19 protein-coding genes are annotated in these 20,973 nt (G+C 62.8%); 8 read left to right on the top strand and 11 right to left on the bottom strand.

The genetic code is table 11. The features are described 5' to 3' along the window. Positions 1–36 precede the first annotated feature (36 nt). The 5 genes from ilvN to mrcB form a co-directional block, all read right to left on the bottom strand. Positions 37–528 carry an acetolactate synthase small subunit gene (ilvN, locus tag ABRP30_RS03670; protein ID WP_003250040.1) on the bottom strand — a complete coding sequence of 164 codons (492 nt, stop codon included), beginning with the start codon at positions 526–528 and terminating at the stop codon, positions 37–39. A gap of 1 nt (position 529) precedes the next feature. Further along, positions 530–2,254 carry an acetolactate synthase 3 large subunit gene (locus tag ABRP30_RS03665; protein ID WP_241803816.1) on the bottom strand — a complete coding sequence of 575 codons (1,725 nt, stop codon included), beginning with the start codon at positions 2,252–2,254 and terminating at the stop codon, positions 530–532. Between the two features lie 414 nt (positions 2,255–2,668). Then, a complete protein-coding gene (locus ABRP30_RS03660) occupies positions 2,669–2,995 on the bottom strand; it encodes a YqcC family protein (protein ID WP_241803817.1) in 327 nt (108 codons plus the stop codon). Next, positions 2,995–3,783 (bottom strand): tetratricopeptide repeat protein, encoded by a 789-nt coding sequence (locus ABRP30_RS03655; RefSeq protein WP_324288814.1) that lies wholly within the window; start codon positions 3,781–3,783, stop codon positions 2,995–2,997. The genes ABRP30_RS03660 and ABRP30_RS03655 overlap by 1 nt, the downstream gene beginning before the upstream one ends. Before the next feature lie 15 nt (positions 3,784–3,798). Next, positions 3,799–6,120 carry a penicillin-binding protein 1B gene (mrcB, locus tag ABRP30_RS03650; protein WP_267820888.1) on the bottom strand — a complete coding sequence of 774 codons (2,322 nt, stop codon included), beginning with the start codon at positions 6,118–6,120 and terminating at the stop codon, positions 3,799–3,801. 117 nt (positions 6,121–6,237) lie between these two features. Here mrcB and ABRP30_RS03645 point away from each other — a divergent pair, with 117 nt between their 5' ends. Continuing rightward, positions 6,238–7,800 carry a bifunctional aminoglycoside phosphotransferase/ATP-binding protein gene (locus tag ABRP30_RS03645; protein WP_267820886.1) on the top strand — a complete coding sequence of 521 codons (1,563 nt, stop codon included), beginning with the start codon at positions 6,238–6,240 and terminating at the stop codon, positions 7,798–7,800. Between the two features lie 178 nt (positions 7,801–7,978). Then, positions 7,979–8,257: a TfoX/Sxy family protein gene (locus tag ABRP30_RS03640; protein ID WP_241803821.1), complete on the top strand. Its 279-nt coding sequence runs from the start codon at positions 7,979–7,981 to the stop codon at positions 8,255–8,257. A 200-nt stretch (positions 8,258–8,457) separates the two neighbouring features. Here the strand turns inward: ABRP30_RS03640 and ABRP30_RS03635 are convergent, their stop codons facing one another. The 4 genes from ABRP30_RS03635 to ABRP30_RS03620 are packed head-to-tail and all read right to left on the bottom strand — an operon-like array spanning position 8,458 to position 12,043. Beyond that, positions 8,458–9,345, bottom strand: coding sequence for a ChaN family lipoprotein (locus tag ABRP30_RS03635; protein WP_267820883.1), 888 nt, complete (start codon positions 9,343–9,345; stop codon positions 8,458–8,460). Between the two features lie 12 nt (positions 9,346–9,357). Continuing rightward, positions 9,358–10,125, bottom strand: a complete 768-nt coding sequence (locus ABRP30_RS03630; protein WP_267820881.1) for a heme ABC transporter ATP-binding protein — start codon at positions 10,123–10,125, stop codon at positions 9,358–9,360. Next, positions 10,125–11,108 (bottom strand): iron ABC transporter permease, encoded by a 984-nt coding sequence (locus ABRP30_RS03625; RefSeq protein ID WP_241804118.1) that lies wholly within the window; start codon positions 11,106–11,108, stop codon positions 10,125–10,127. The genes ABRP30_RS03630 and ABRP30_RS03625 overlap by 1 nt, the downstream gene beginning before the upstream one ends. Positions 11,109–11,158: 50 nt before the next feature. Then, positions 11,159–12,043, bottom strand: a complete 885-nt coding sequence (locus ABRP30_RS03620) for a hemin ABC transporter substrate-binding protein (protein WP_241803824.1) — start codon at positions 12,041–12,043, stop codon at positions 11,159–11,161. Between the two features lie 148 nt (positions 12,044–12,191). Here ABRP30_RS03620 and ABRP30_RS03615 point away from each other — a divergent pair, with 148 nt between their 5' ends. Next, positions 12,192–12,509 carry a Rieske (2Fe-2S) protein gene (locus ABRP30_RS03615; RefSeq protein WP_267820877.1) on the top strand — a complete coding sequence of 106 codons (318 nt, stop codon included), beginning with the start codon at positions 12,192–12,194 and terminating at the stop codon, positions 12,507–12,509. Here ABRP30_RS03615 and sfsA read toward each other — a convergent pair. Together sfsA and ABRP30_RS03605 are read right to left on the bottom strand one after the other, a co-directional pair. Continuing rightward, the gene (gene sfsA, locus ABRP30_RS03610; RefSeq protein ID WP_349975277.1) at positions 12,499–13,212 is read right to left on the bottom strand and encodes a DNA/RNA nuclease SfsA; all 714 of its coding nucleotides are present in this window, start codon (positions 13,210–13,212) and stop codon (positions 12,499–12,501) included. The two genes, ABRP30_RS03615 and sfsA, sit on opposite strands and share 11 nt — an antisense overlap. Beyond that, positions 13,212–14,384 (bottom strand): pyridoxal phosphate-dependent aminotransferase, encoded by a 1,173-nt coding sequence (locus tag ABRP30_RS03605; RefSeq protein WP_349975276.1) that lies wholly within the window; start codon positions 14,382–14,384, stop codon positions 13,212–13,214. Before ABRP30_RS03605 ends, sfsA begins: the two co-directional genes overlap by 1 nt. Positions 14,385–14,594: 210 nt before the next feature. Between ABRP30_RS03605 and dksA the strand changes: the two genes are divergently transcribed. The 5 genes from dksA to ABRP30_RS03580 all read left to right on the top strand — a co-directional run bounded on the left by dksA (position 14,595) and on the right by ABRP30_RS03580 (position 20,793). Continuing rightward, entirely contained in the window at positions 14,595–15,041 is a 447-nt protein-coding gene (gene dksA / locus ABRP30_RS03600) for an RNA polymerase-binding protein DksA (RefSeq protein WP_267820872.1), read from the top strand. 64 nt (positions 15,042–15,105) lie between these two features. Continuing rightward, positions 15,106–15,993 carry a tRNA glutamyl-Q(34) synthetase GluQRS gene (gluQRS, locus tag ABRP30_RS03595; protein ID WP_349975275.1) on the top strand — a complete coding sequence of 296 codons (888 nt, stop codon included), beginning with the start codon at positions 15,106–15,108 and terminating at the stop codon, positions 15,991–15,993. A gap of 220 nt (positions 15,994–16,213) precedes the next feature. Further along, a complete protein-coding gene (locus tag ABRP30_RS03590; protein WP_003250005.1) occupies positions 16,214–16,390 on the top strand; it encodes a hypothetical protein in 177 nt (58 codons plus the stop codon). Continuing rightward, positions 16,374–19,349, top strand: coding sequence for a sensor histidine kinase (locus tag ABRP30_RS03585; RefSeq protein WP_241803830.1), 2,976 nt, complete (start codon positions 16,374–16,376; stop codon positions 19,347–19,349). The genes ABRP30_RS03590 and ABRP30_RS03585 overlap by 17 nt, the downstream gene beginning before the upstream one ends. Positions 19,350–19,353: 4 nt before the next feature. Beyond that, positions 19,354–20,793 carry a sigma-54 dependent transcriptional regulator gene (locus tag ABRP30_RS03580; RefSeq protein WP_349975274.1) on the top strand — a complete coding sequence of 480 codons (1,440 nt, stop codon included), beginning with the start codon at positions 19,354–19,356 and terminating at the stop codon, positions 20,791–20,793. Positions 20,794–20,973 lie beyond the last annotated feature (180 nt).

The raw sequence follows: 20,973 nt of genomic DNA, 5'->3' as shown, positions 1-20,973 counted from the left end.
TCTCGGCCCCTACGGAGCCATCGCTAATTTTTGAATTCAGATGCTGAGCACTTTGTCGCCACGGGCAATGCCGGTGACGCCACTGCGCACGGTTTCGAGAATCGATGCAGTGCCGATGGCCTGGATGAAGCTGTCCAGTTTGTCGCTGGTACCGCTGAGCTGCACGGTGTACACGCTGGCGGTAACGTCGACGATCTGGCCACGGAAGATGTCCGTGGTGCGCTTGATCTCGGCACGCTGGGCACCGGTGGCCTTGACCTTGACCAGCATCAGTTCACGCTCGATGTGAGCGCTTTCCGACAGGTCGACAAGCTTGACCACTTCGACCAGCTTGTTGAGGTTCTTGGTGATCTGTTCGATCACTTCATCATGGCCAACGGTGGTCAGCGTCAGACGCGACAAGGTCGGGTCTTCGGTAGGCGCCACGGTCAGGCTTTCAATGTTGTAGTTGCGCTGGGAGAACAGGCCGACCACGCGGGACAGAGCTCCGGGTTCGTTTTCCAGCAGCAGGGAAATGATGTGCCGCATATCAGGTACGCTCCGTCTTGCTCAGCCACATGTCACGCATCGAGCCATCCTTGATCTGCATCGGATAGACGTGCTCGGTACGGTCGACCGCGATGTCGATGAACACCAGGCGGTCCTTCATCGCGAAGGCTTCCTCGAGCTTGGGCTTGAGGTCCTTCAGGCTGGTGATGCGGATACCCACATGGCCATAGGCCTCGGCCAGCTTGATGAAGTCAGGCAGCGACTCGACATAGGAGTGCGAGTGGCGGCCGTTGTAGGCCATGTCCTGCCACTGACGGACCATGCCCAGCACGCCGTTGTTCAGGTTGACGATCTTCACCGGCAGGCCGTACTGCATGCAGGTGGACAGCTCCTGGATGTTCATCTGGATGCTGCCTTCGCCCGTCACGCAGGCCACGTCCTGATCCGGGAAATTGAGCTTGATGCCCATGGCCGCGGGGAAACCGAACCCCATGGTGCCCAGGCCACCGGAGTTGATCCAGCGGTTCGGCTTGTTGAAGCGGTAGTACTGCGCCGCGAACATCTGGTGTTGGCCGACGTCGGAGGTGACGAAGGCATCGCCGTTGGTCACTTCGCACAAGGTCTCGATGACGGTCTGCGGCTTGATGACGCTGCCGTCGCCCTTGTTGTACGGGAACAGGTCGCCATTACCGCGCCATTCGTCGATTTGCTTCCACCAGGCATCGGCCGCGGCCTTGTCTGGCTGCTCGCCGATTTCCTTGAGGATGCCCAGCATCTCGCTCAAAACGCTGTCGACCGGGCCCACGATCGGCACGTCGGCCTTGATCATCTTGGAGATCGACGCAGGGTCGATGTCGATGTGAATGATCTTGGCATTCGGGCAGAACTTGGCCGGGCCATTGACCACGCGGTCATCGAAACGCGCGCCGACCGCGAAAATCACATCGGCATTGTGCATGGCCATGTTGGCGGTGTAGCTGCCGTGCATGCCGAGCATGCCCAGGAACTGGCGGTCGGTACCCGGGAAGCCGCCAAGGCCCATCAGGGTATTGGTGACTGGCAGGTTCAGCGACTTGGCGATTTCGGTCAGCGCTTCGGAGCCGCCACCGAGGATCACACCGCCACCGGCATAAACGATCGGACGCTTGGCAGCCAGCAGCATCTCGGCAGCCTTGCGGATCTGGCCGGAGTGGCCACGCACTGCCGGGCTGTAGGAGCGCAGCTTGACCTTCTTCGGGTAAACGTATTCGAACTTCTCGGCCGGGTTGGTCATATCTTTTGGAATGTCGACCACGACCGGGCCTGGGCGGCCGGATTGCGCCAGGTAGAAGGCTTTTTTCAGGATTTCAGGGATCTCGGTGGCATGTTTGATCATGAAGCTGTGCTTCACGATCGGCCGCGAGATGCCGATCATGTCGGTTTCCTGGAAGGCATCGGTACCCACCATGGTGCTAGGCACCTGGCCGGACAGGATGACCATCGGAATCGAGTCCATGTAAGCGGTGGCAATACCGGTGATGGCATTGGTCGCGCCCGGGCCGGAGGTTACCAGCACCACACCGGCCTTGCCGGTGGCGCGGGCGTAGCCGTCCGCCATATGGGTAGCGGCCTGCTCGTGACGAACCAGGATGTGCTCGACTTCCGGTTCTTTGAACAGGGCGTCGTAAACATGCAGGAGAGCACCACCAGGGTACCCGTAGATGTGCTTAACGCCTTCGTCACGCAAGAAGCGGACGACCATCTCAGCGCCAGATAAAAGCTCCACGTTGTTCACCTCTAAAACGCCAGAATACCGTCCCTAGTGGACGGGTCTTAATAGGTTTACTGCCAAGCAGAGCATGAGCGAACGTCAGCACTGACTGAGCAAGTATTGGGAGCGCCCCAGAGTGTTGCGGGGTTATCCCACCCAGCGCGAGGTAACGCGTTGCGGGGTGTAACAGGTCGGCGCGGGTGTGCGCCTCATGATCTGCTTAGCGGGTCTGCTTCTGGCAGTCCCTCTAAAGCGGAATCTGGATTCTTGTGATTTGGCGGCTACAAGTCAAGAAAAATTATTGCCAATTTTTCCTAAAGATGAATTCCAGCCACCACTAAAAACCGACACTGCAGCAGAAAAAATAACATTTACACAAAAAAGGGCCACAATCTGCGGCCCTTGAAGGAAAAATAGAAGAAATCAGGCTCAACTCGCGATCAATCGATCGAACTCTGCCAGCAGGCGCCGCAACTCACGACTCTGCTCCGGCCTGTCGACGAACACCGTCTCGGCCATCACCAGAATGCCCGAGGCGTTGGGCAGCGGTTGACCCAGCTCGATGATGATCTTCATGCGCGGCAGGAAGATCCACTGCAACCACTGCTCGAAGCTCATGCTGTCCACCGCAAAAGGCACCGTGCTGGCCAGCGCCTCATCGCTTGGCGGCTCGTCAGCCCACCACCCCTGCACGATCAACTCACGCTCGATGAGCAGCAGGTGGTCAGCGATATCCAGAATGCGCTGCTCGATCATCATGAGTTGACCCGCGCTTTCTGCCGGGCCAACGCGGCGCCAGCGCTGTCGCCCTGCTTCTCACGAGCCTGGGCAATGGTGTTCCACAGCTCGGCCTGAAGGTCAGGACGGCCATTGGCGTAAGTCAGGGCACGGCGCGCCAACTGCTCGGCCTGTGCTGCATCGCCTTGGGACAGGCGCACCTGCGCCAGACGGAACAGCACCTGCGGCTCGCGCGGGGCGATGCGTTGGGCGCGCTCCAGGCTTGAGGCTGCACCGTTGAAGTCGCCGCTGCCCTGTTGCGACTGGGCAGTGGTCAACAGGGCCAGCACCGGACCATCGAGCTGCTCGTCAGCCGACAGCCCACCGGATGCCGCACTGCTGCGCGGAATGCCGGTTGGCGCGCTGGCAGCGGCCGAGGCACTATTCATCGACGCGATGTCGAACGGTTCGTCGGCGATCGGGTTGGGGTTGGTCTCCATCGGCGCAGATGTGCCGGGGCCAGGGGTAATCGGCGTGGTGCTGATCGGTGCCACGCCATTGCCTGCGGGGAACGTCTGGATGCCCGTGGCACCGGCGCCTTGCGGAATCATCACGGTCACGCCGGAGTCCTCGGGCAGGGTTTGCGCTTGCGAGGTGCCGTTGTTGATGCCGGCCGCCGAGCGGTTGGCCGTCACCCGTTCGCTGTTGGACACCCGAGTGCTCGAGTCCACGACCGGGATGTTGCCACGCTGAACGCTGGAACAGCCCTGCAGCACCACCAGTGCCGTCACGGCAGGAAACCACCACTTTTTCACTTCACACCTCATCAATGCTGCCAGGGCTTAATTCATCCAGCCTTTGACCCAGTCCATGACCGATTCTGCCGGATTTTGCTCGCCGCCGCAGATTGCGCCGGCGGGCGGTTCGCTGCCGCGAATATACGGCATCTGCACCGCTCCCGGACAGCTTGCGTCGGAGCCCTGCCCACTGTAGGGGTCGATCCAGGCCTGTACCACGTTGTCTGGTTGCGGCATGTCCAGCGGCAGCGGGTCAGCCTTCTTCATGAAGCTGGTCCACACCTGCAGAGCACCGGTGGCGCCGGTGAACGGCGTCTTGCCGTTATCGTCACGGCCCATCCACACCACCGCCAGCAAGTCCTGGCTGAAGCCAGAGAACCAGCTGTCACGGGAGTCGTTACTGGTACCGGTCTTGCCCGCCAGCGTCAGCGACCTGGGCAGCACGTTGTACACGGAGCGGCCGGTACCTTCGCGCATCACCCGCTGCATCGCGTTCTGCACCAGGTAGATAGAGCCCGGGTCGAAGGTTTGCTGGATCTGGAACGGGTAACGCTTGAGCGGCTCACCTTCGGCGGTGAGCACACTGCGGATACCGCGCATCGGCGTATTGAAGCCGCCGTTGGCGATGGTCTGGTACATCGTCGCCACCTGCATCGGCGACATGCCACCGGCCCCCAGCAGCATTGCCGGGAACGGCTGCCAATCGACATTGACCCCGAGCCGGCCGATGGTCTTGATGACGTTGGGCACACCTACTTCCAGGCCGATCTTGGCGGTCGACAGGTTGTAGGAGTTGGCCAGCCCCTGGTACAGGTAAATGGTGCCATGCGGGCGGCGATCGTAGTTCTGCGGGCGCCACACTTGGCCATTGGCGCCCTTGACCGAAAACGCCTCGTCCTGCACCCAGCTGGTCAGGGTGTACTTGCTCGGCTGCTCCAGCGCGGTGAGGTACACCGCTGGCTTGACCAGCGAGCCAATCGGCCGCACGGCATCGATGGCACGGTTGAAGCCGGCGAATCCGGCCTGACGGCTGCCGATGAGCGCCTGCACCTCACCGGTTTCCGGGTTGGTCACGACCATCGCCGATTCGACCTCGTCAGCGCCTTTGCGCCCTGCCAGACGCTTGAAGGTCTCATTCATCGAGGTTTCGGCCTTCATCTGCAGGATCGGGTCGAAACTGGTGAAGATGCGCAGGCCTTCTTCAGTAAGGTCCTCGTCGCGATAGTCCTGGCGCAGCTGACGCTTGACCAGGTCGAGGAAGGCCGGGAACGAACTGTCGGCCAAGCTGCCCCGCTTGGTCACGCCCAGCGGCATCTTCTTGGCCGCATCGACCGCCTCCTGGCTGGCAACGCCCTGCTCGGCCACAAGGTCCAGGACCAGGTTACGCCGCGCCAGGGCCCGCTCGGGGTGGCGACGCGGGTTGTAGTAGGACGGCCCCTTGACCATACCCACCAGCAAGGCGATCTGGTGCAACTTGAGTTCCGACAGCGGTTGGCTGAAGAAGAACTGGCTGGCCAGGCCAAAGCCGTGCACGGCGCGCTGGCCATCCTGGCCGACGAAGACCTCGTTGAGGTAAGCCTCGAGAATTTCGCGCTTGTCGTAGTGCATCTCCAGCAGTACGGCCATCATCGCTTCAGTCAGCTTGCGGGTGAGGGTGCGTTCGCTGGTCAGGTAGAAGTTCTTCACCAACTGCTGGGTCAGGGTACTGCCACCCTGGCGCATGGTACCGGCGGAGGTGTTGACCCACAAAGCACGCGCGATGGACTTGGGCGACACGCCGAAGTGGCTGTAAAAGTCTCGGTCTTCGGTTGCCACCAGGGTTTCGAGCAAGTACGGGGGCACCTGATCGATCTTGATCAGGATGCGGTCCTCGAGGTTCTTCGGGTAGATGCCGCCGATCATCAACGGCTCGAGGCGCACCACATCCAGCTTGGCATTGTTGGCGCCGGACAGCCCGGCAACGTAGTCGCCGGAGAAGCGCACACGCACGAACTGCGCGGGTTCCATCCCCTCATAGAACTGGAAGCCGCGGGTGTTGAGGTCGACGGTATTACCGTTGACAGCCGCAGCGCCCGGGCCATTGGCCGCGCTTTCCCGCCGGTAGCCGAGGGCATCGAGTTCGGTGAGGAAGTCGTTCTTGCTCAGCTTCTGGCCGACGAACAGCTCCAGCGGCCGGGCGTATACCTTGGCCGGGATGGTCCAGCGCTTGCCGGAGAACTTCTCCTGGACGACAGCATCGAGGTAAACCGCGAAGCCGGCAACGATCACCAGGCCGACCAGGCTGAGCTTGAACGCCCAGCCCAGCCAGGCGCGCGAGCGGCCGGTCGGGCGTTTCTTAGGGGTACGGGAATTTCGGGTTCGAGTCATGGCGGCGGATTATACGCACTTTGTAAAGGCTGGGCAGGCGCCCTCTGGCGGTATGCAGGGACGGCACCATTGACCATAATGGCGCCTTCGAATTCCCTGCCCCCGGAAGGATTTCCCGTGAGCCAAGCCTTGATCACAGCGTTGCAGAACCCCGCCCTTTACCCTCACCCCGTGGACGGGTTCCAACTCATCGAGACGCACATCTCCTGGGTCCTGCTCACTGGCGAATACGCCTACAAGATCAAGAAGCCGATGAATTTCGGCTTCCTCGACTTCACCGGGCTCGATCAGCGCCAGCATTTCTGTAACGAAGAGTTGCGCCTGAACCAGCGCCTGACGGACGGCCTGTACCTGGAAGTGCTGCCGATCACTGGCAGCGCCGAAGCCCCGCAGCTTGGCGGTGAAGGCGCTGCGATAGAGTACGTACTGAAAATGCGCCAGTTCCCGCAGGGGCAGATGCTCAACACCCTGCAGGCCAACGGCGAACTCAATGCCGGCCACATCGACCAGATGGCCCGGCAGATCGCAGCATTCCACCTGCAGACCCCGAAAGTGCCCGCCGAGCAGCCATATGGCTCACCTGAAAGTGTCATGGCCCCGGTCGAGCAGAACTTCGAGCAGATCCGTCCGTTCCTCAGTGACAAGGCCGACCTGCAGCAGCTGGACAACCTGCAAGCTTGGGCGCGCAGCAGCTTCGAGCGCCTTGAAGGCCTGTTCGCGGCGCGCAAGGCCAATGGCTTCACCCGCGAATGCCACGGCGACATTCACTTGGGTAACGCCACCGTGATCGATGGCAAGGTGGTGATCTTCGACTGCATCGAGTTCAACGAACCGTTCCGCATGACCGACGTCTGGGCCGACACCAGCTTCCTCGCCATGGACCTGGAAGACCGCGGCCTGAAATGCCTGGCGCGGCGCTTCGTCAGCCAGTATCTGGAGCTGACCGGCGACTATGAAGGCCTGGAAGTGTTGAACTTCTACAAAGCCTACCGCGCCCTGGTCCGCGCCAAGATCGCCCTGTTCAGCATGCCGGCCAATGCCGATGGCGTGCAGCGTGCCACCAGCCTGCGCACCTACCGCAACTACGCCAACCTGGCAGAAAGCTACAGCGCCATCCCTTCGCGCCTACTGGCCATCACCCATGGCGTATCGGCCGTAGGCAAGAGCCACGTCGCCATGCGCCTGGTCGAAGCCTTGGGCGCTGTGCGCGTGCGCTCGGATGTGGAGCGCAAGCGCTTGTACGGTGAACAGCAACACGCCCAAGCAGGCCAACTGCAAGCGGGCATCTACGACAACGATGCCAGCACCGCCACCTACCAGCGCCTGCACCAGCTTGCCGCGACCATCCTGCGCGCAGGTTTCCCGGTAGTGCTCGATGCTACCTACCTCAAGCGTGAACACCGCAAAGCTGCCGCCGAAGTCGCGAACGATACCGGCGTGCCATTGCTGATCCTCGATTGCCAGGCACCTGAGGCGGTCATCGCCAGTTGGCTGGAGCAGCGCCTGGCGGACAACAACGACCCGTCGGACGCCACCCTGGAAGTGGTCAAGGCGCAGCAGGCCAGCCGTGAGCCGCTGGATGAAGTGGAACGGCAGCAGAGCACGCGCGTTGATACTCAGGATGCCAGCAGCATGGACCAGGTGATCGACCAGATCCGCCAGCGTTTGCCAGGCCTCTAAAATCAGCTCGATTCGGGCCGGCTAATGGCCGGCCCGAACACCTCCCCCCGGCGCAAACAGGGCATCTCGTCGCCCCCGATGGCAAAAGGCCGCGCATTTTCCAACCCCCGCTACACTCCTCTCTGACCTGCTCGCGATTTATCCCCTAATACCCGTTCAGCCATCGCCAGGAGGCTCGATGAACGATGAATTGCAGCATCTGAAGAATCTTGGAAAGACCTCCGCGCAGTGGTTACATGCGGCCGGTATCCACAGTGCATCGGATTTGCGTCGGCTCGGCGCGGTAGGTGCTTACCAGGCCGTGAAAACCCGAGGGTTCCGGGCGTCGAAGGTGTTGCTGTACGCCATTGAAGGCGCGCTGCTGGACATGCACTGGAACGATTTGCCGGCCGAGCGCAAGCAAGCGCTCAATCAACAACTCGATGCGAAATGCCCTACGCAAAAAAATGCGAAATAAACATCAGATGGGGATTGACTCGATAATGAGAATCGTTATGATTATCACAACTGGTCGCGAGACTGGTTGGATAAGCTGAAAGCCCCTGGTTCGGACTCTCAGATTATCTCCTCATCAGGCTAATCACGGTTATTGACCCGGCATTTTTTGCCGGGTCTTTTTTTTTGCGGCTTGCCACTGCCTCGTGAACGCCCGCACGCCTAGTTACGCAACGGTGCGCAATAATCCTGCTCCGGCATCGCCGCCGTATACCAGACATAATCTGCCATCCCCGCGTCGACCTGCTGACCAACCTCGGCCAACAACAGCACCTTGCTCTGCCCCTCTGCCCCCAGGTCGGCGAGGTGCAACGGCACGCCCAAGTCCTTGCGTACGTGGAATGCACCGGCCAGCAACAGGGCAGGCTGCGGCGCCGAGAGCAGCCGCTGGGCAATGCGCCGGTCACGTTGTTGCTGAACGGCCAGCATCGCCGGCAACTGGCTCGCGGGGAGCAAATCACAGTGCCCGGCCCTCACCTGCTCGAGCAATGCTGCCTTCACCTGTGGCGCATTGGACTGCGCCCCCGGCACCGGCGTCGCCAGGCGATAGGCCTGGCGCATTTCGCCAACCGACAGGTTGGCGGCCAGAAGGGGAACATGGCTGCCCAATGCTTCACGTACGATCGGCCCGTACAGCTGCCAGTCCCAGCCCTCCTGCCACGCCAGGGCCTTGGGCAGATCTTGCGGCAATGTGGCCTGGGCTTGAACCGCATCGACCCGAGCCTGCTGCTCCGGTTGCAGCATTTCCAGAAGCAGGCTGCCTTGGGGGCGCCGGGCCTGCATGGCGCGGATCAACCAAAGTTGCAAGGCGTGATGGTCTGCGTTGTCATGCTTTTCGCCTACCAGCACTCGCGGTACGCCAGCCAGGTCCTGCACCAACTGTTCAGGGCTGATGACCTTGCCGCTGGCCAGATCGTGGATTTGCCCCAGTTCTGCGCGGTCACGCCCTTCGCTACTCTGCCAGGCGGGTAGCGGCGGCACGCTGGCTTGGCAGCCCCCCAGCGCAAACAACACGCCCAGCAGCGCGCCAGACAGTAAGCAATGATGCATGGGCAACGCCTCCTAGCGGGTGATGATCAGCGGATGCCCCCGTTCCGGATGGGCCTGTACCAATACGTCTATGCCGAAGACGGCCTTCAGCGCCGCGGGCGTCAACACCTCTTGCGGCGAGGCCAGAGCATGGGTACGGCCCCCTTCGAGCAACAGAATACGATCACAGTAGCGCGCCGCCAGGTTCAGGTCATGCAGGATCACCAATACCGCTGCGCCGCGGTCGGCAAAACTGCGCACAGCTTGCAAAGTGGTGTGCTGGTGCAACGGATCGAGCATCGAGGTCGGCTCGTCAAGCAGCAGCGTAGCCCCCTCCTCACCCGGCCACAGCTGCGCCAGTACGCGGGCCAGGTGCACACGTTGCCGTTCCCCGCCCGACAACGCCAGGTAACTGCGCCCCAGCAGGTGGCAGGCATCTGCTGCATGCAGCGCTGCCTCAACGATCTCAGCGTCACGCACTTGGCCGCTGTCATGGGGCATTCGCCCCATGCCGACCACTTCCTCGACCCTGAACGCAAAGCCCAGGCTGGACACCTGCGGCAACACCGCCAGGCACCTGGCCCGCGCCTGCCCGTCCCAGCTGGCCAACGGCCGGCCCTGCAACGTCACGCGCCCTTGGCCGGGCGCCAGTTCGCCACACAGCACGCCCAGCAGGCTGCTCTTGCCTGCACCATTCGGGCCGAGCACACCCACCACCTGGCCCGGATGCATTTGCAGATTGAGGTCATGCAGTACTTCATTCCCACCACGGCGCAGGTAAAGGCCCTCGACTTGCAACATCAACTGCGCCCTCTGATCAACAAAACCAGGAAAAACGGCGCACCGATAAAGGCCGTGACGATACCGATCGGCAACTCGGCCGGCGCCAGCGCCAAGCGCGCCACCAGGTCGGCGAGCAGCATCAGCACGCCGCCAGCCAATAGCGATGCGGGCAACACCACGCGGTGATCAGGCCCGGCCAGCAAGCGCACCAGGTGCGGTACCACCAAGCCGATGAAGCCGATAAGCCCCGCCGCCGCCACGGCCGCGCCCACACCCAGGGCCGTGCAGAACACCAGCTCGCGCTTGAGCCGCTCCACCTCGATACCCAGGTGCCGCGCCTCGGACTCGCCCAGCAGCAAGGCATTGAGCGCCCGCGCCCGGCGCGGCAACCACAGCGCGACGCCTGCGGCCACGATCAGCAACGGCCACAGGCGGTCGTAGCTGGCACCGTTGAGGCTGCCCAGGTTCCAGAAGGTCAGCGTACGCAGGGTGGCGTCGTCGGCCAGATAAGAAAACAGGCCGACCGCCGCGCCCCCCAGCGCGGTCATGGCTACACCGGCCAGCAACATTGTGGCCACATTGGTCTGCCCATCGCGCCGCCCTAGACGATAGACCAGCGCGGTGACCGCCAGGCCGCCGATAAAGGCGCACAGTGACAACAAGTAAGGCGCAAAAGCCTCAGGCAGGCCGCCAAACCAACTACCGCCAACGATAGCCACTGCAGCGCCCATGGCTGCCCCGGCGGATACGCCCACAAGCCCAGGGTCGGCCAGCGGATTGCGAAACAACCCCTGCATGGCCACACCGCACAGCGCCAGCACCGCCCCCACTGCCAAGCCCAGCAGCGTGCGTGGCAGGCGAATCTGGCCCAGGATCATTTCGGCCTGCTGCAGGCCTTCGCCGTCGATGCGCAGCCCCACTAACCGCAGGCCCGCGCGCAAGGTATCGAACAGCGGCAAGCTCACAGGGCCCAGGGCGAGGGACAGCCATACCGCCAACAGGCACAGCAGGCTCAGGCAGATAATCAGTGTACGTGGCTGCACGCGCTGCTTCATTGCGTGAGGCTGACCTTTGCCGCCGGGTAGAAGGCAGCCGCCAGGTCTTGCAGGGCCTGCGGCAAGCGCGGGCCAAGGCCGCCGACCAACAGGGTTGGGTCAAGTGGCACCAGGCGCTGGTCGCGTACCGCTCGGGAGGCGGTCAACGCCGGGTTTTCCTTGAGCAGTGCCTGCAGGGCCTGGTCGCCGACCAACGCGCGATCGGAGAACACCACGACATCGGGGTCCAGGGCCGCCAATGCTTCATTGGAGAAGTTCTTGTATCCCTGATGCTCGGCCAGGTTTCGCCCACCTGCCTGACGCAGCAGCCAGTCACCTGCGGTGCCCTGCCCGGCAATCAGCGGTTTCGCCCCCGCGTGGCCGACCAGCAACAGCACACCCGGCGCTTTGTGGCTGGCCTGTGCCTGCTTGACCTGCATCTGCAACAGCTCGAGCTGCTGATGATAATCAGCGGCGAGTTGCGCGGCCTTCTGCTCGGCGCCGAGCAAAACACCCAGCTGCTTGAGGTTTGCATCCACGGCGGCGAGGTCCGCCTTGCTGGAGAGCAGCTCCACCCGAACCCCGGCTTTGCGGATTTGCGCAAGCACAGGTGGCGGCCCCATCTCTTCTGTGCCGACCAGCACATCCGGGCGCAGGCTGAGGATGCCCTCGGCGGACAACTGGCGCTGGTAACCGATACTTGGCAGGGCCTTGAGCGACTCAGGATGCTGGCTGGTGGTATCCACACCCACCAAGCGCGGCTCGCCGCCCAGGGCGCTGACCCACTCGCTCAATGCGCCGCCAGCACTGACCCAGCGCTGTGGCAAATCGGCGGCCAGCGCCTGGGTGGAAGCGACCAGGGCTGCGCACAAGGCAAACAAGGCAGCGGGACGACGCATCATCGGATTCCTTCTGAAGGCGAGCCACACGCCTTGTGGCGAACGGCGGAACTGCGCACCATAGACAACCGGGCGCTGCGATTGCGCGCAATTTGATAATTATTCGCATTGGCGCGTCAAGCCATCACATGTCTCACGAGTTTTCCTGCACATGCACTTCCTTTGTACTTCCGCAGCGCTGGCCGAGGGCCATAGCCGCGCCTTCAGGGTAGACGGCATCGAACTGTTCGGCGTGCGTCGCCAGGGCCAGGTGCATCTGTATCGCAACCGCTGCCCGCACCGGGGGATCCCCTTGAACTGGCAGGCGGACGCATTTCTCGATGACAGTGCAAGCCTCATTCACTGCGCCCATCACGGTGCGCTGTTCCTGATAGAAAATGGCGAATGCGTGGCAGGCCCCTGCGAGGGTGATGCGCTGCAGGCCCTGGACTGCCTGGAAGACAGCCAGGGTATCTGGCTCAGGGGTTGACCAACACCGGTAGCGGGCGGTCGATGACGATGTGCCCGGCATCCAGGCGCACGCCATAGGCCAGCACCTCTACCCCATCCGCCACGGCGGCACGCAGCGCCCGGGCATAGGCTGCATCGATCTCGTCGGCCGGACGCACCGCTTCGATGCCCGTCAGGTTCACACAGTACAGCTGCACCGCACGTATGCCTTGCCGGGCCAGCGCCGCAAGTTCGCGCATGTGCTTGGCACCGCGCTGGGTGACGGCATCCGGGAAAGCGGCCACTGCCGTATCCGGGTACCCCAGTGTCACGCTCTTGACCTCGACATAAGCCGGCCCGTGGTCGAACTCCAGGCGAAAGTCCACGCGGCTGCCCTCTTCACCGTAGGCCACCTCACGTTTAAGTGCAGTGAAGCCCGCCAGCTCTTGGATCACGCCGGCGCGAAGCGCTTCCTCGACCAGCGCGTTGGCCCGCCCCGTATTGATGCAAGCCAGCCGCCCCTGAGGCGTCTCGCTGATTTCCCAGGTGCCCGGCAACTTGCGCTTGGGGTCGTTGGAGCGACTGAACCAGACCTGCCCGCCCTCACGCATGCAATTGAGCATGGAGCCCGTGTTGGGGCAGTGGATGGTCAACTGCTCGCCATTGGCCAGCTGGATGTCCGCCAGGAACCGCTTGTAGCGGCGCAGCAGCCGCCCTTGTTCGAGTGGAGGAAAGAACACCATCAGCCCTGCCAGCTCCGCAAGCCACGGGCGATGCGCTGGACCGCCTCCTCCAGCCGCGGCAGGCTTTGTGTGTAGGCAAAGCGCACATGATGGCCTGCCAGGTGGCGGCCGAAGTCCAGGCCCGGCGTGAACGCCAGGTGCTCGGTTTCCAGAAAATGCTGGCAGAAAGCAAAGGCATCGCCGCCAAAGGCACTGATGTCGGCATATAGATAGAACGCGCCCTGCGGCTCCACGGCAATGCCAAAGCCCAGTTCGCGCAGGGCGGGCAACAAGTAGTCGCGACGGCGGGCAAATTCGGCGCGGCGCGCTTCGAAAATTGTCAGGGTTTCAGGCTGGAAACAGGCCAGTGCGGCGTGCTGGGCCATGCTTGGCGCGCTGATGTACAGATTTTGCGCAAGCTTTTCCAGATCGGCCACGGCCTCAGGCGGTGCAACCAGCCAGCCAAGCCGCCACCCGGTCATGCCGAAATACTTGGAAAAACTATTCAGGACGAAAGCCGAATCGTCCACTTCCAGGACGCTCGGCGCGTCCATGCCGTATGTCAGCCCGTGGTAGATCTCGTCCACCACCAGGTGGCCATTTCGTTCGCGGGTGGCCTTGGACAAGCTGGCCAGCTCATCACGCTCCAGCACGGTACCGGTGGGGTTGGCTGGCGAAGCGACCAGGGCACCGACAGTGTCCTGGTGCCAGTGCCGGTCCACCAGATCGGCGGTCAGTTGATAGTTCACCTCAGGCCCGACAGGTACCAGTTGCGCCCCCCCTTCGACCAGCCGCAGGAAGTGGCGGTTGCAGGGGTAGCCGGGGTCTGCCAACAGCCAGTGCTTGCCGGGGTCGACCAGCAGGCTGCTGGCCAGCAGCAGCGCGCCAGAGCCCCCCGGGGTGATCAGAATGCGTTCGGGGTCTATCGCGACGCCATAACGCTGGTCGTAAAAGCCGGCAATCGCCTCACGCAAGGCCGGCAGGCCACGCGCGGCGGTGTAGCGGGTATGCCCGGCGGCCAGCGCCGCCTGGCCTGCTTCGACGATAGGCGCGGCGGTGGTGAAGTCCGGCTCACCGATTTCCAGGTGGATCACATCATGACCGGCCGCTTGCAGCTCGTTGGCCCGCGCCAGCAACGCCATGACATGGAAGGGTTCAATGGCGCGGCTGCGCGCACTGTAGTGGTGGGCCATTACCTTCTCTCAATTGGGTCTAAACTGGTGATTCTACCTTTGCACAGCACCGAACGTACGCCCCATGGCGCTGTCAACACGTAGGATCGGGCGGGCTAGCGCACCCCCGATCTATCTGGTAAGTTCGGCGGCTCGCAGTCGCAGGGCCGGCGGGTGCCGGAGATGGAGCATCCTGCGCATTGGATCAGATGAGTAAGAGGCGGTCTATTCATGTCCACCGTAGAAAAGCAAAAAACCGGTCAAACCATGTACGGTGTCGCGCCCTATAATGAGACCAAGGGCGAAGAGTACATGGGTGAGCCCATGAAGAAGCACTTCACCAAGCTTCTCAACGCCTGGAAAGGCGAGCTCATGCAGAGTGTGGATCGCACCGTAGACCACATGAAAGATGAAGCTGCGAACTTCCCGGACCCGGCCGACCGTGCCAGCCAGGAAGAAGAATTTGCTCTTGAACTGCGCAACCGTGACCGCGAGCGCAAGCTGATCAAGAAAATCGACAAGACCCTGCAGAAGATCCAGGACGAAGAGTACGGCTGGTGCGAATCGTGCGGCATCGAAATCGGCCTGCGTCGCCTGGAAGCCCGCCCCACCGCGGACCTGTGCTTCGACTGCAAGGAAATCGCCGAGAAAAAGGAAAAGACAGTCGGCAAAGGCTGATCCTTCTCTCCTCCGAACGGGGCGCATCATGCGCCCCGTTTTATTTTCAGAAACACCACTGCCCATGAACGACTCGCGCTACATCGGACGCTTCGCCCCCACCCCCAGCGGTTTTCTGCACTTCGGCTCGCTGGTGGCCGCCCTGGCCTCCTGGATTGACGCCCGCGCGGTGAATGGCCGTTGGCTGCTACGCGTGGAAGACACCGACCCGCCACGGGAAATGCCCGGCGCCCGTGATGCAATCCTGCAGACCCTGGAGCGCTATGGGCTGGAATGGGATGGCGAGGTGGTCTTCCAGAGCCAGCGCCACGACGCTTACGGCGCGGTGGTAGACCGCCTGTTCAACATGGGCCTGGCCTACGCCTGCACCTGTTCGCGCAAACAGCTCGAAGGCTACAACGGCATCTATCCAGGGTTTTGCCGCAACGCCGGGCACGCGCGCGAAGGCGCCGCCATCCGCCTGCGGGTGCCTGAGCTGATCTACCGCTTCAACGACCGTGTGCAAGGGGATTTCCAGCAACACCTTGGCCGCGAGGTGGGCGACTTCGTGATTCAGCGCCGCGACGGGCTGTATGCGTACCAGCTGGCAGTCGTACTGGACGACGCCTGGCAAGGTGTTACCGACATCGTGCGCGGGGCCGACCTGCTCGACAACACGCCGCGCCAGCTGTACTTGCAGGAATTGCTGGGCTTTTCCCAACCGCGTTACCTGCACATTCCATTGATCGTGCAACCTGATGGGCACAAGCTGGGCAAGTCATACCGTTCACCGCCGCTTGAGGCTGATCAGGCAACGCCGTTGCTGTTGCGGGCGTTGCGGGCATTGGGCCAGGAAGCCGACCCTCAGTTGCTGACGGCAACGCCCGCTGAAGTATTGGCTGTGGCGCGCCAGCGCTGGCAGCCAGAAGCCATTGCACAGCGAACAACGGTGCCCGAGGCTGATTTGAAGTGAAGCATCACCGGCCCTAGCGCCGGCAAGCCGGCTCAACCGTTACTGTGCGCTACCTCGCGGCCAGCTGGCGCCAGGGCGAAATCGGGCAACCCACGTCTCAAAAACAAAAGCCCAATAATTTCAAACCCTTGGCGAACACCACCGATTCCCGCTAGCATCGCTCCAACCATTTGCGCCAATAATAAGTCCAAGCCCGCAGCGCCCAACCATCGAGGCCAGCATGTACATCTATCGTTTGGTCCTGCTTCTGGTCGTGGGGATCTACCTGTTCTCCCCGGCCATCATGGACTGGTGGATCGAACCGACCGGCGCCTGGTATCGCCCTTACCTGCTCTGGCTGATCCTGATCGTCGTCACTTTCATCCTGCAGAGCCAACGAGATGCCGATGAGCTTTAGCCTGACCCAGATGATCCTGATCAGCGCCGGGTACCTGATGGTGCTGTTCGGCGTGGCCTGGATCAGCGAGCGTGGGTTGATACCCCGTTCGATCATTCGCCACCCGCTGACCTACACCCTGTCGCTGGGCGTCTACGCCAGTGCCTGGGCTTTCTACGGCTCGGTGGGCCTGGCCTATCAGTATGGCTACGGCTTCCTCGCCTGTTACCTGGGCGTTTCCGGGGCCTTCCTGCTGGCGCCTGTGCTGCTTTATCCGATCCTCAAGATCACCCGCACCTACCAATTGTCGTCATTGGCCGACTTGCTGGCCTTTCGCTTTCGCAGCACCTGGGCCGGTGCGCTGACGACCATTTTCATGTTGATCGGGGTGCTTCCCTTACTCGCCCTGCAAATTCAGGCAGTGGCCGACTCGATCAGCATTCTCACCGGCGAACCGGTCAAGGCACGCGTGGCCTTTGCCTTCTGCGCACTGATCATCCTGTTCACCATCTTCTTCGGCTCGCGTCACATCGCCACGCGCGAAAAGCATGAAGGGCTGGTGTTCGCCATCGCCTTCGAGTCGGTGATCAAGCTGCTGGCGCTGGGCGGTATTGGCCTGTACGCCCTGTACGGCGTGTTCGGCGGCCCGCACGGGCTGGAAGTGTGGCTGCTGCAGAACCAGACCGCCCTGGCCGCGCTGCACACCCCGCTGCAGGAGGGCCCATGGCGCACCCTGCTGCTGGTGTTCTTCGCCTCGGCCATCGTCATGCCGCACATGTACCACATGGCCTTCACCGAAAACCTCAACCCGCGCTCCCTGGTCAGCGCCAGCTGGGGCCTGCCGCTGTTCCTGCTGCTGATGAGCCTGGCCGTGCCGCTGGTGCTGTGGGCGGGCCTGCGCCTGGGCGCCAGCACCAACCCCGAGTACTTCACCCTGGGCCTTGGGATCGCCGCCAACAACAAGGCGCTGGCACTGCTGGCCTATGTCGGCGGGCTGTCCGCCGCCAGCGGCCTGATCATCGTCACCACCCTGGCCCTGTCGGGCATGGCGCTCAACCACCTGGTGCTGCCGCTGTACCAGCCGCCGGCCGAAGGCAACATCTACCGCTGGCTGAAATGGACCCGCCGCGCACTGATCGTCGCCATCATCACCGCCGGCTTCATGTTCTACCTGAACCAGAACACCCACCAGAGCCTGGCCAACCTGGGCATCGTCGCCTTCGTCGCCACGCTGCAGTTCCTGCCGGGGGTGCTGTCGGTGCTGTACTGGCCAACCGCGAACCGCCGCGGCTTCATCGCCGGCCTGCTGGCCGGCACCCTGGTCTGGATGGTGACCATGCTGCTGCCCCTGCTGGGCAACCTGCAGGGCTTCTACATCCCACTGCTGGACATGATCTATGTGCTCGACGACACCAGCTGGCACATGGCAGCGATCGCCTCCCTGGCAGCCAACGTACTGTTGTTCACGCTGATTTCACTGTTCACCAACGCCAGCAGCGAGGAAGTCAGTGCCGCCGAAGCATGTGCGGTGGACAATGTGCGCCGGCCCCAGCGCCGCGAGCTGCATGCAGCTTCACCGCAGGAGTTCGCCACCCAACTGGCCAAGCCACTGGGTGCCAAGGCTGCACAGAAGGAAGTCGAACAAGCCCTGCGCGACCTCTACCTGCCGTTCGACGAGCGCCGCCCCTATGCCCTGCGCCGCCTGCGTGACCGCATCGAGGCCAACCTCTCGGGCCTGATGGGGCCGAGCGTGGCCCAGGACATGGTCGAAACCTTCCTGCCCTACAAGTCTGGCAACGAGAACTACGTCACCGAAGACATCCACTTCATCGAAAGCCGCCTGGAAGATTACCACTCGCGCCTGACGGGCCTGGCTGCCGAACTCGATGCCTTGCGCCGCTACCACCGTCAGACCCTGCAGGAGCTGCCCATGGGCGTCTGCTCGCTGGCCAAGGACAAAGAAATCCTGATGTGGAACAAGGCCATGGAGGAGCTGACCGGCATCGCCGCCAAGCACGTGGTCGGGTCGCGCCTGGTAACCATCGATGAACCGTGGCGCGGCCTGCTGCTGGGTTTCATCAACGTACCCGATGAGCACTTGCACAAACAGCGCCTGGCACTGGACGGCCAGCCGCGCTGGCTCAACCTGCACAAAGCGGCCATCGATGAGCCCCTGGCACCTGGCAACAGCGGGCTGGTGTTGCTGGTCGAAGACCTCACCGAAACACAGGCCCTGGAAGACAAGCTGGTGCACTCCGAACGCTTGGCCAGCATCGGCCGCCTCGCTGCGGGCGTGGCCCACGAGATCGGCAACCCGATCACCGGCATCGCCTGCCTGGCGCAAAACCTGCGCGAGGAGCGCGAAGGCGACGGCGAGATCATCGAGTTGTCGAGCCAGATCCTCGAACAGACCAAACGGGTGTCGCGCATCGTGCAGTCGCTGATGAGCTTTGCCCATGCCGGCGGTAGCCACCAGAACAGCGAAGAACCGGTGTGCCTGGCCGAAGTGGCCCAGGATGCCATCGGTCTGCTGGCGTTGAACCGGCGCAATTTCGAAGTACAGTTCTTCAACCTCTGCGACCCCGACCACTGGGCAGAGGGGGACCCTCAGCGCCTGGCCCAGGTGCTGATCAACCTGCTCTCCAACGCGCGCGACGCGTCGCCGCCCGGCAGCGCCGTGCGGGTACGCACCGAGGTCAGCGAGCACACCGTCGACCTGATCGTCGAGGACGAAGGCAGTGGGATTCCGAAGAACATCATGGACCGCCTGTTCGAACCTTTCTTCACCACCAAGGACCCGGGCGAGGGAACCGGACTAGGGCTCGCTCTGGTCTATTCCATCGTGGAAGAGCATTATGGGCAAATCACCATCGACAGCCCGGCCGACATCGAACGGCAACGTGGCACCCGGATCCGCGTGACCCTGCCCCGGCATGTCGTAGCGACGTCCCCTGAAATTCGAGACCGTCGAGAGAATTGAATCAATGCCGCATATTCTGATCGTCGAAGACGAAACCATCATCCGCTCGGCCTTGCGTCGCCTGCTCGAGCGGAACCAGTACCAGGTCAGCGAAGCCGGCTCGGTGCAGGAAGCCCAGGAACGCTTCAGCATTGCCACCTTCGACCTGATCGTCAGCGACCTGCGCCTGCCCGGCGCGCCGGGTACCGAGTTGATCAAGCTTGGCCAAGGCACCCCGGTGCTGATCATGACCAGTTACGCCAGCCTGCGCTCGGCGGTGGACTCGATGAAGATGGGCGCGGTGGACTACATCGCCAAGCCTTTCGACCACGACGAAATGCTCCAGGCGGTGGCGCGTATTCTGCGCGACCGGCAGAGTGCACCGGCACCCGCTCCAGTGGCCGAGCCACGCAGCAACGGCAAGGCAGCCCCTGCCGACAAAGGCGCTCCGGCATCGGCCAACGGCGAGATCGGCATCATTGGCTCGTGCCCTCCCATGCAGGACATGTACAGCAAGATCCGCAAGGTGGCGCCGACCGATTCCAATGTGCTTATCCAGGGCGAGTCCGGTACCGGTAAGGAACTGGTAGCCCGTGCCCTGCACAACCTGTCACGGCGCGCCAAAGCACCGATGATCTCGGTGAACTGCGCGGCCATCCCCGAAACCTTGATCGAGTCGGAACTGTTCGGCCACGAAAAAGGGGCATTCACCGGTGCCAGCGCAGGGCGTGCGGGCCTGGTGGAAGCGGCAGACGGCGGCACCCTGTTCCTCGATGAGATCGGTGAACTGCCGCTGGAGGCCCAGGCCCGTCTGCTGCGCGTGTTGCAGGAGGGCGAAATCCGCCGGGTGGGTTCGGTACAGTCGCAAAAAGTCGACGTGCGCCTGATTGCCGCGACCCACCGCGACCTGAAAAACCTGGCCAAGGCCGGGCAATTCCGTGAAGACCTTTATTACCGCCTGCACGTCATCGCCCTCAAGTTGCCAGCCCTGCGTGAGCGCGGCAGTGACGTCAACGAGATCGCCAGCGCCTTCCTCGCCAGGCAGAGCGCGCGCATCGGTCGTGACGATTTGCACTTCTCGCCTGAAGCCGAGCAAGCCATTCGTCATTACAGCTGGCCGGGCAACGTGCGCGAACTGGAGAACGCCGTAGAGCGTGCGGTGATTCTGAGCGAGAGCGCGGAGATATCGGCCGAACTGCTGGGTATCGACATCGAGCTGAGCGACATGGACGATGACGACATTCTCGACAACGCGATGGCCGCGGGCGCTGCCAACAACGCCAGCCATGAGCCGACCGAGGACCTGTCGCTGGAAGACTACTTCCAGCATTTCGTGCTTGAGCACCAGGACCATATGACCGAAACCGAACTGGCCCGCAAGCTCGGCGTCAGCCGCAAGTGCCTGTGGGAACGCCGCCAACGCCTGGGCATTCCGCGCCGCAAGAGCAACGCTACCAGCGAATGAGCGACGCCCATGGAGCGCCGCCCGCGCGGCGCTCCATCGCATGGACGCGCAACCGCCTCTGCGTGCCCCTGGTAACAATCGGCCCCCGCAAAAATCTGTTACCTAACCTTTTCGCCGTAACAGTTCCCGAGGCGTACGGTAACGAAATCTCGTCATTCCCCACCGGCCAGCCTCTCGTCA

This window comes from Pseudomonas sp. WHRI 8519 (genome assembly GCF_040224055.2).
GTDB lineage: Bacteria > Pseudomonadota > Gammaproteobacteria > Pseudomonadales > Pseudomonadaceae > Aquipseudomonas > Aquipseudomonas putida_X.
This window is presented reverse-complemented; position numbering and strand designations above follow the sequence as displayed.

Coding starts and splice junctions, on each gene's coding strand:
- ABRP30_RS03620 (WP_241803824.1), bottom strand. CDS start 12,043: ATGATGCGTCGTCCCGCTGCCTTGTTTGCCTTGTGCGCAGCCCTGGTC.
- ABRP30_RS03615 (WP_267820877.1), top strand. CDS start 12,192: ATGCACTTCCTTTGTACTTCCGCAGCGCTGGCCGAGGGCCATAGCCGC.
- ABRP30_RS03585 (WP_241803830.1), top strand. CDS start 16,374: ATGCCGATGAGCTTTAGCCTGACCCAGATGATCCTGATCAGCGCCGGG.
- ABRP30_RS03580 (WP_349975274.1), top strand. CDS start 19,354: ATGCCGCATATTCTGATCGTCGAAGACGAAACCATCATCCGCTCGGCC.
- ABRP30_RS03640 (WP_241803821.1), top strand. CDS start 7,979: ATGAACGATGAATTGCAGCATCTGAAGAATCTTGGAAAGACCTCCGCG.
- sfsA (WP_349975277.1), bottom strand. CDS start 13,212: ATGGTGTTCTTTCCTCCACTCGAACAAGGGCGGCTGCTGCGCCGCTAC.
- ABRP30_RS03635 (WP_267820883.1), bottom strand. CDS start 9,345: ATGCATCATTGCTTACTGTCTGGCGCGCTGCTGGGCGTGTTGTTTGCG.
- ABRP30_RS03660 (WP_241803817.1), bottom strand. CDS start 2,995: ATGATCGAGCAGCGCATTCTGGATATCGCTGACCACCTGCTGCTCATC.
- dksA (WP_267820872.1), top strand. CDS start 14,595: ATGTCCACCGTAGAAAAGCAAAAAACCGGTCAAACCATGTACGGTGTC.
- mrcB (WP_267820888.1), bottom strand. CDS start 6,120: ATGACTCGAACCCGAAATTCCCGTACCCCTAAGAAACGCCCGACCGGC.
- ABRP30_RS03605 (WP_349975276.1), bottom strand. CDS start 14,384: ATGGCCCACCACTACAGTGCGCGCAGCCGCGCCATTGAACCCTTCCAT.
- gluQRS (WP_349975275.1), top strand. CDS start 15,106: ATGAACGACTCGCGCTACATCGGACGCTTCGCCCCCACCCCCAGCGGT.
- ABRP30_RS03590 (WP_003250005.1), top strand. CDS start 16,214: ATGTACATCTATCGTTTGGTCCTGCTTCTGGTCGTGGGGATCTACCTG.
- ABRP30_RS03655 (WP_324288814.1), bottom strand. CDS start 3,783: ATGAGGTGTGAAGTGAAAAAGTGGTGGTTTCCTGCCGTGACGGCACTG.
- ilvN (WP_003250040.1), bottom strand. CDS start 528: ATGCGGCACATCATTTCCCTGCTGCTGGAAAACGAACCCGGAGCTCTG.
- ABRP30_RS03630 (WP_267820881.1), bottom strand. CDS start 10,125: ATGTTGCAAGTCGAGGGCCTTTACCTGCGCCGTGGTGGGAATGAAGTA.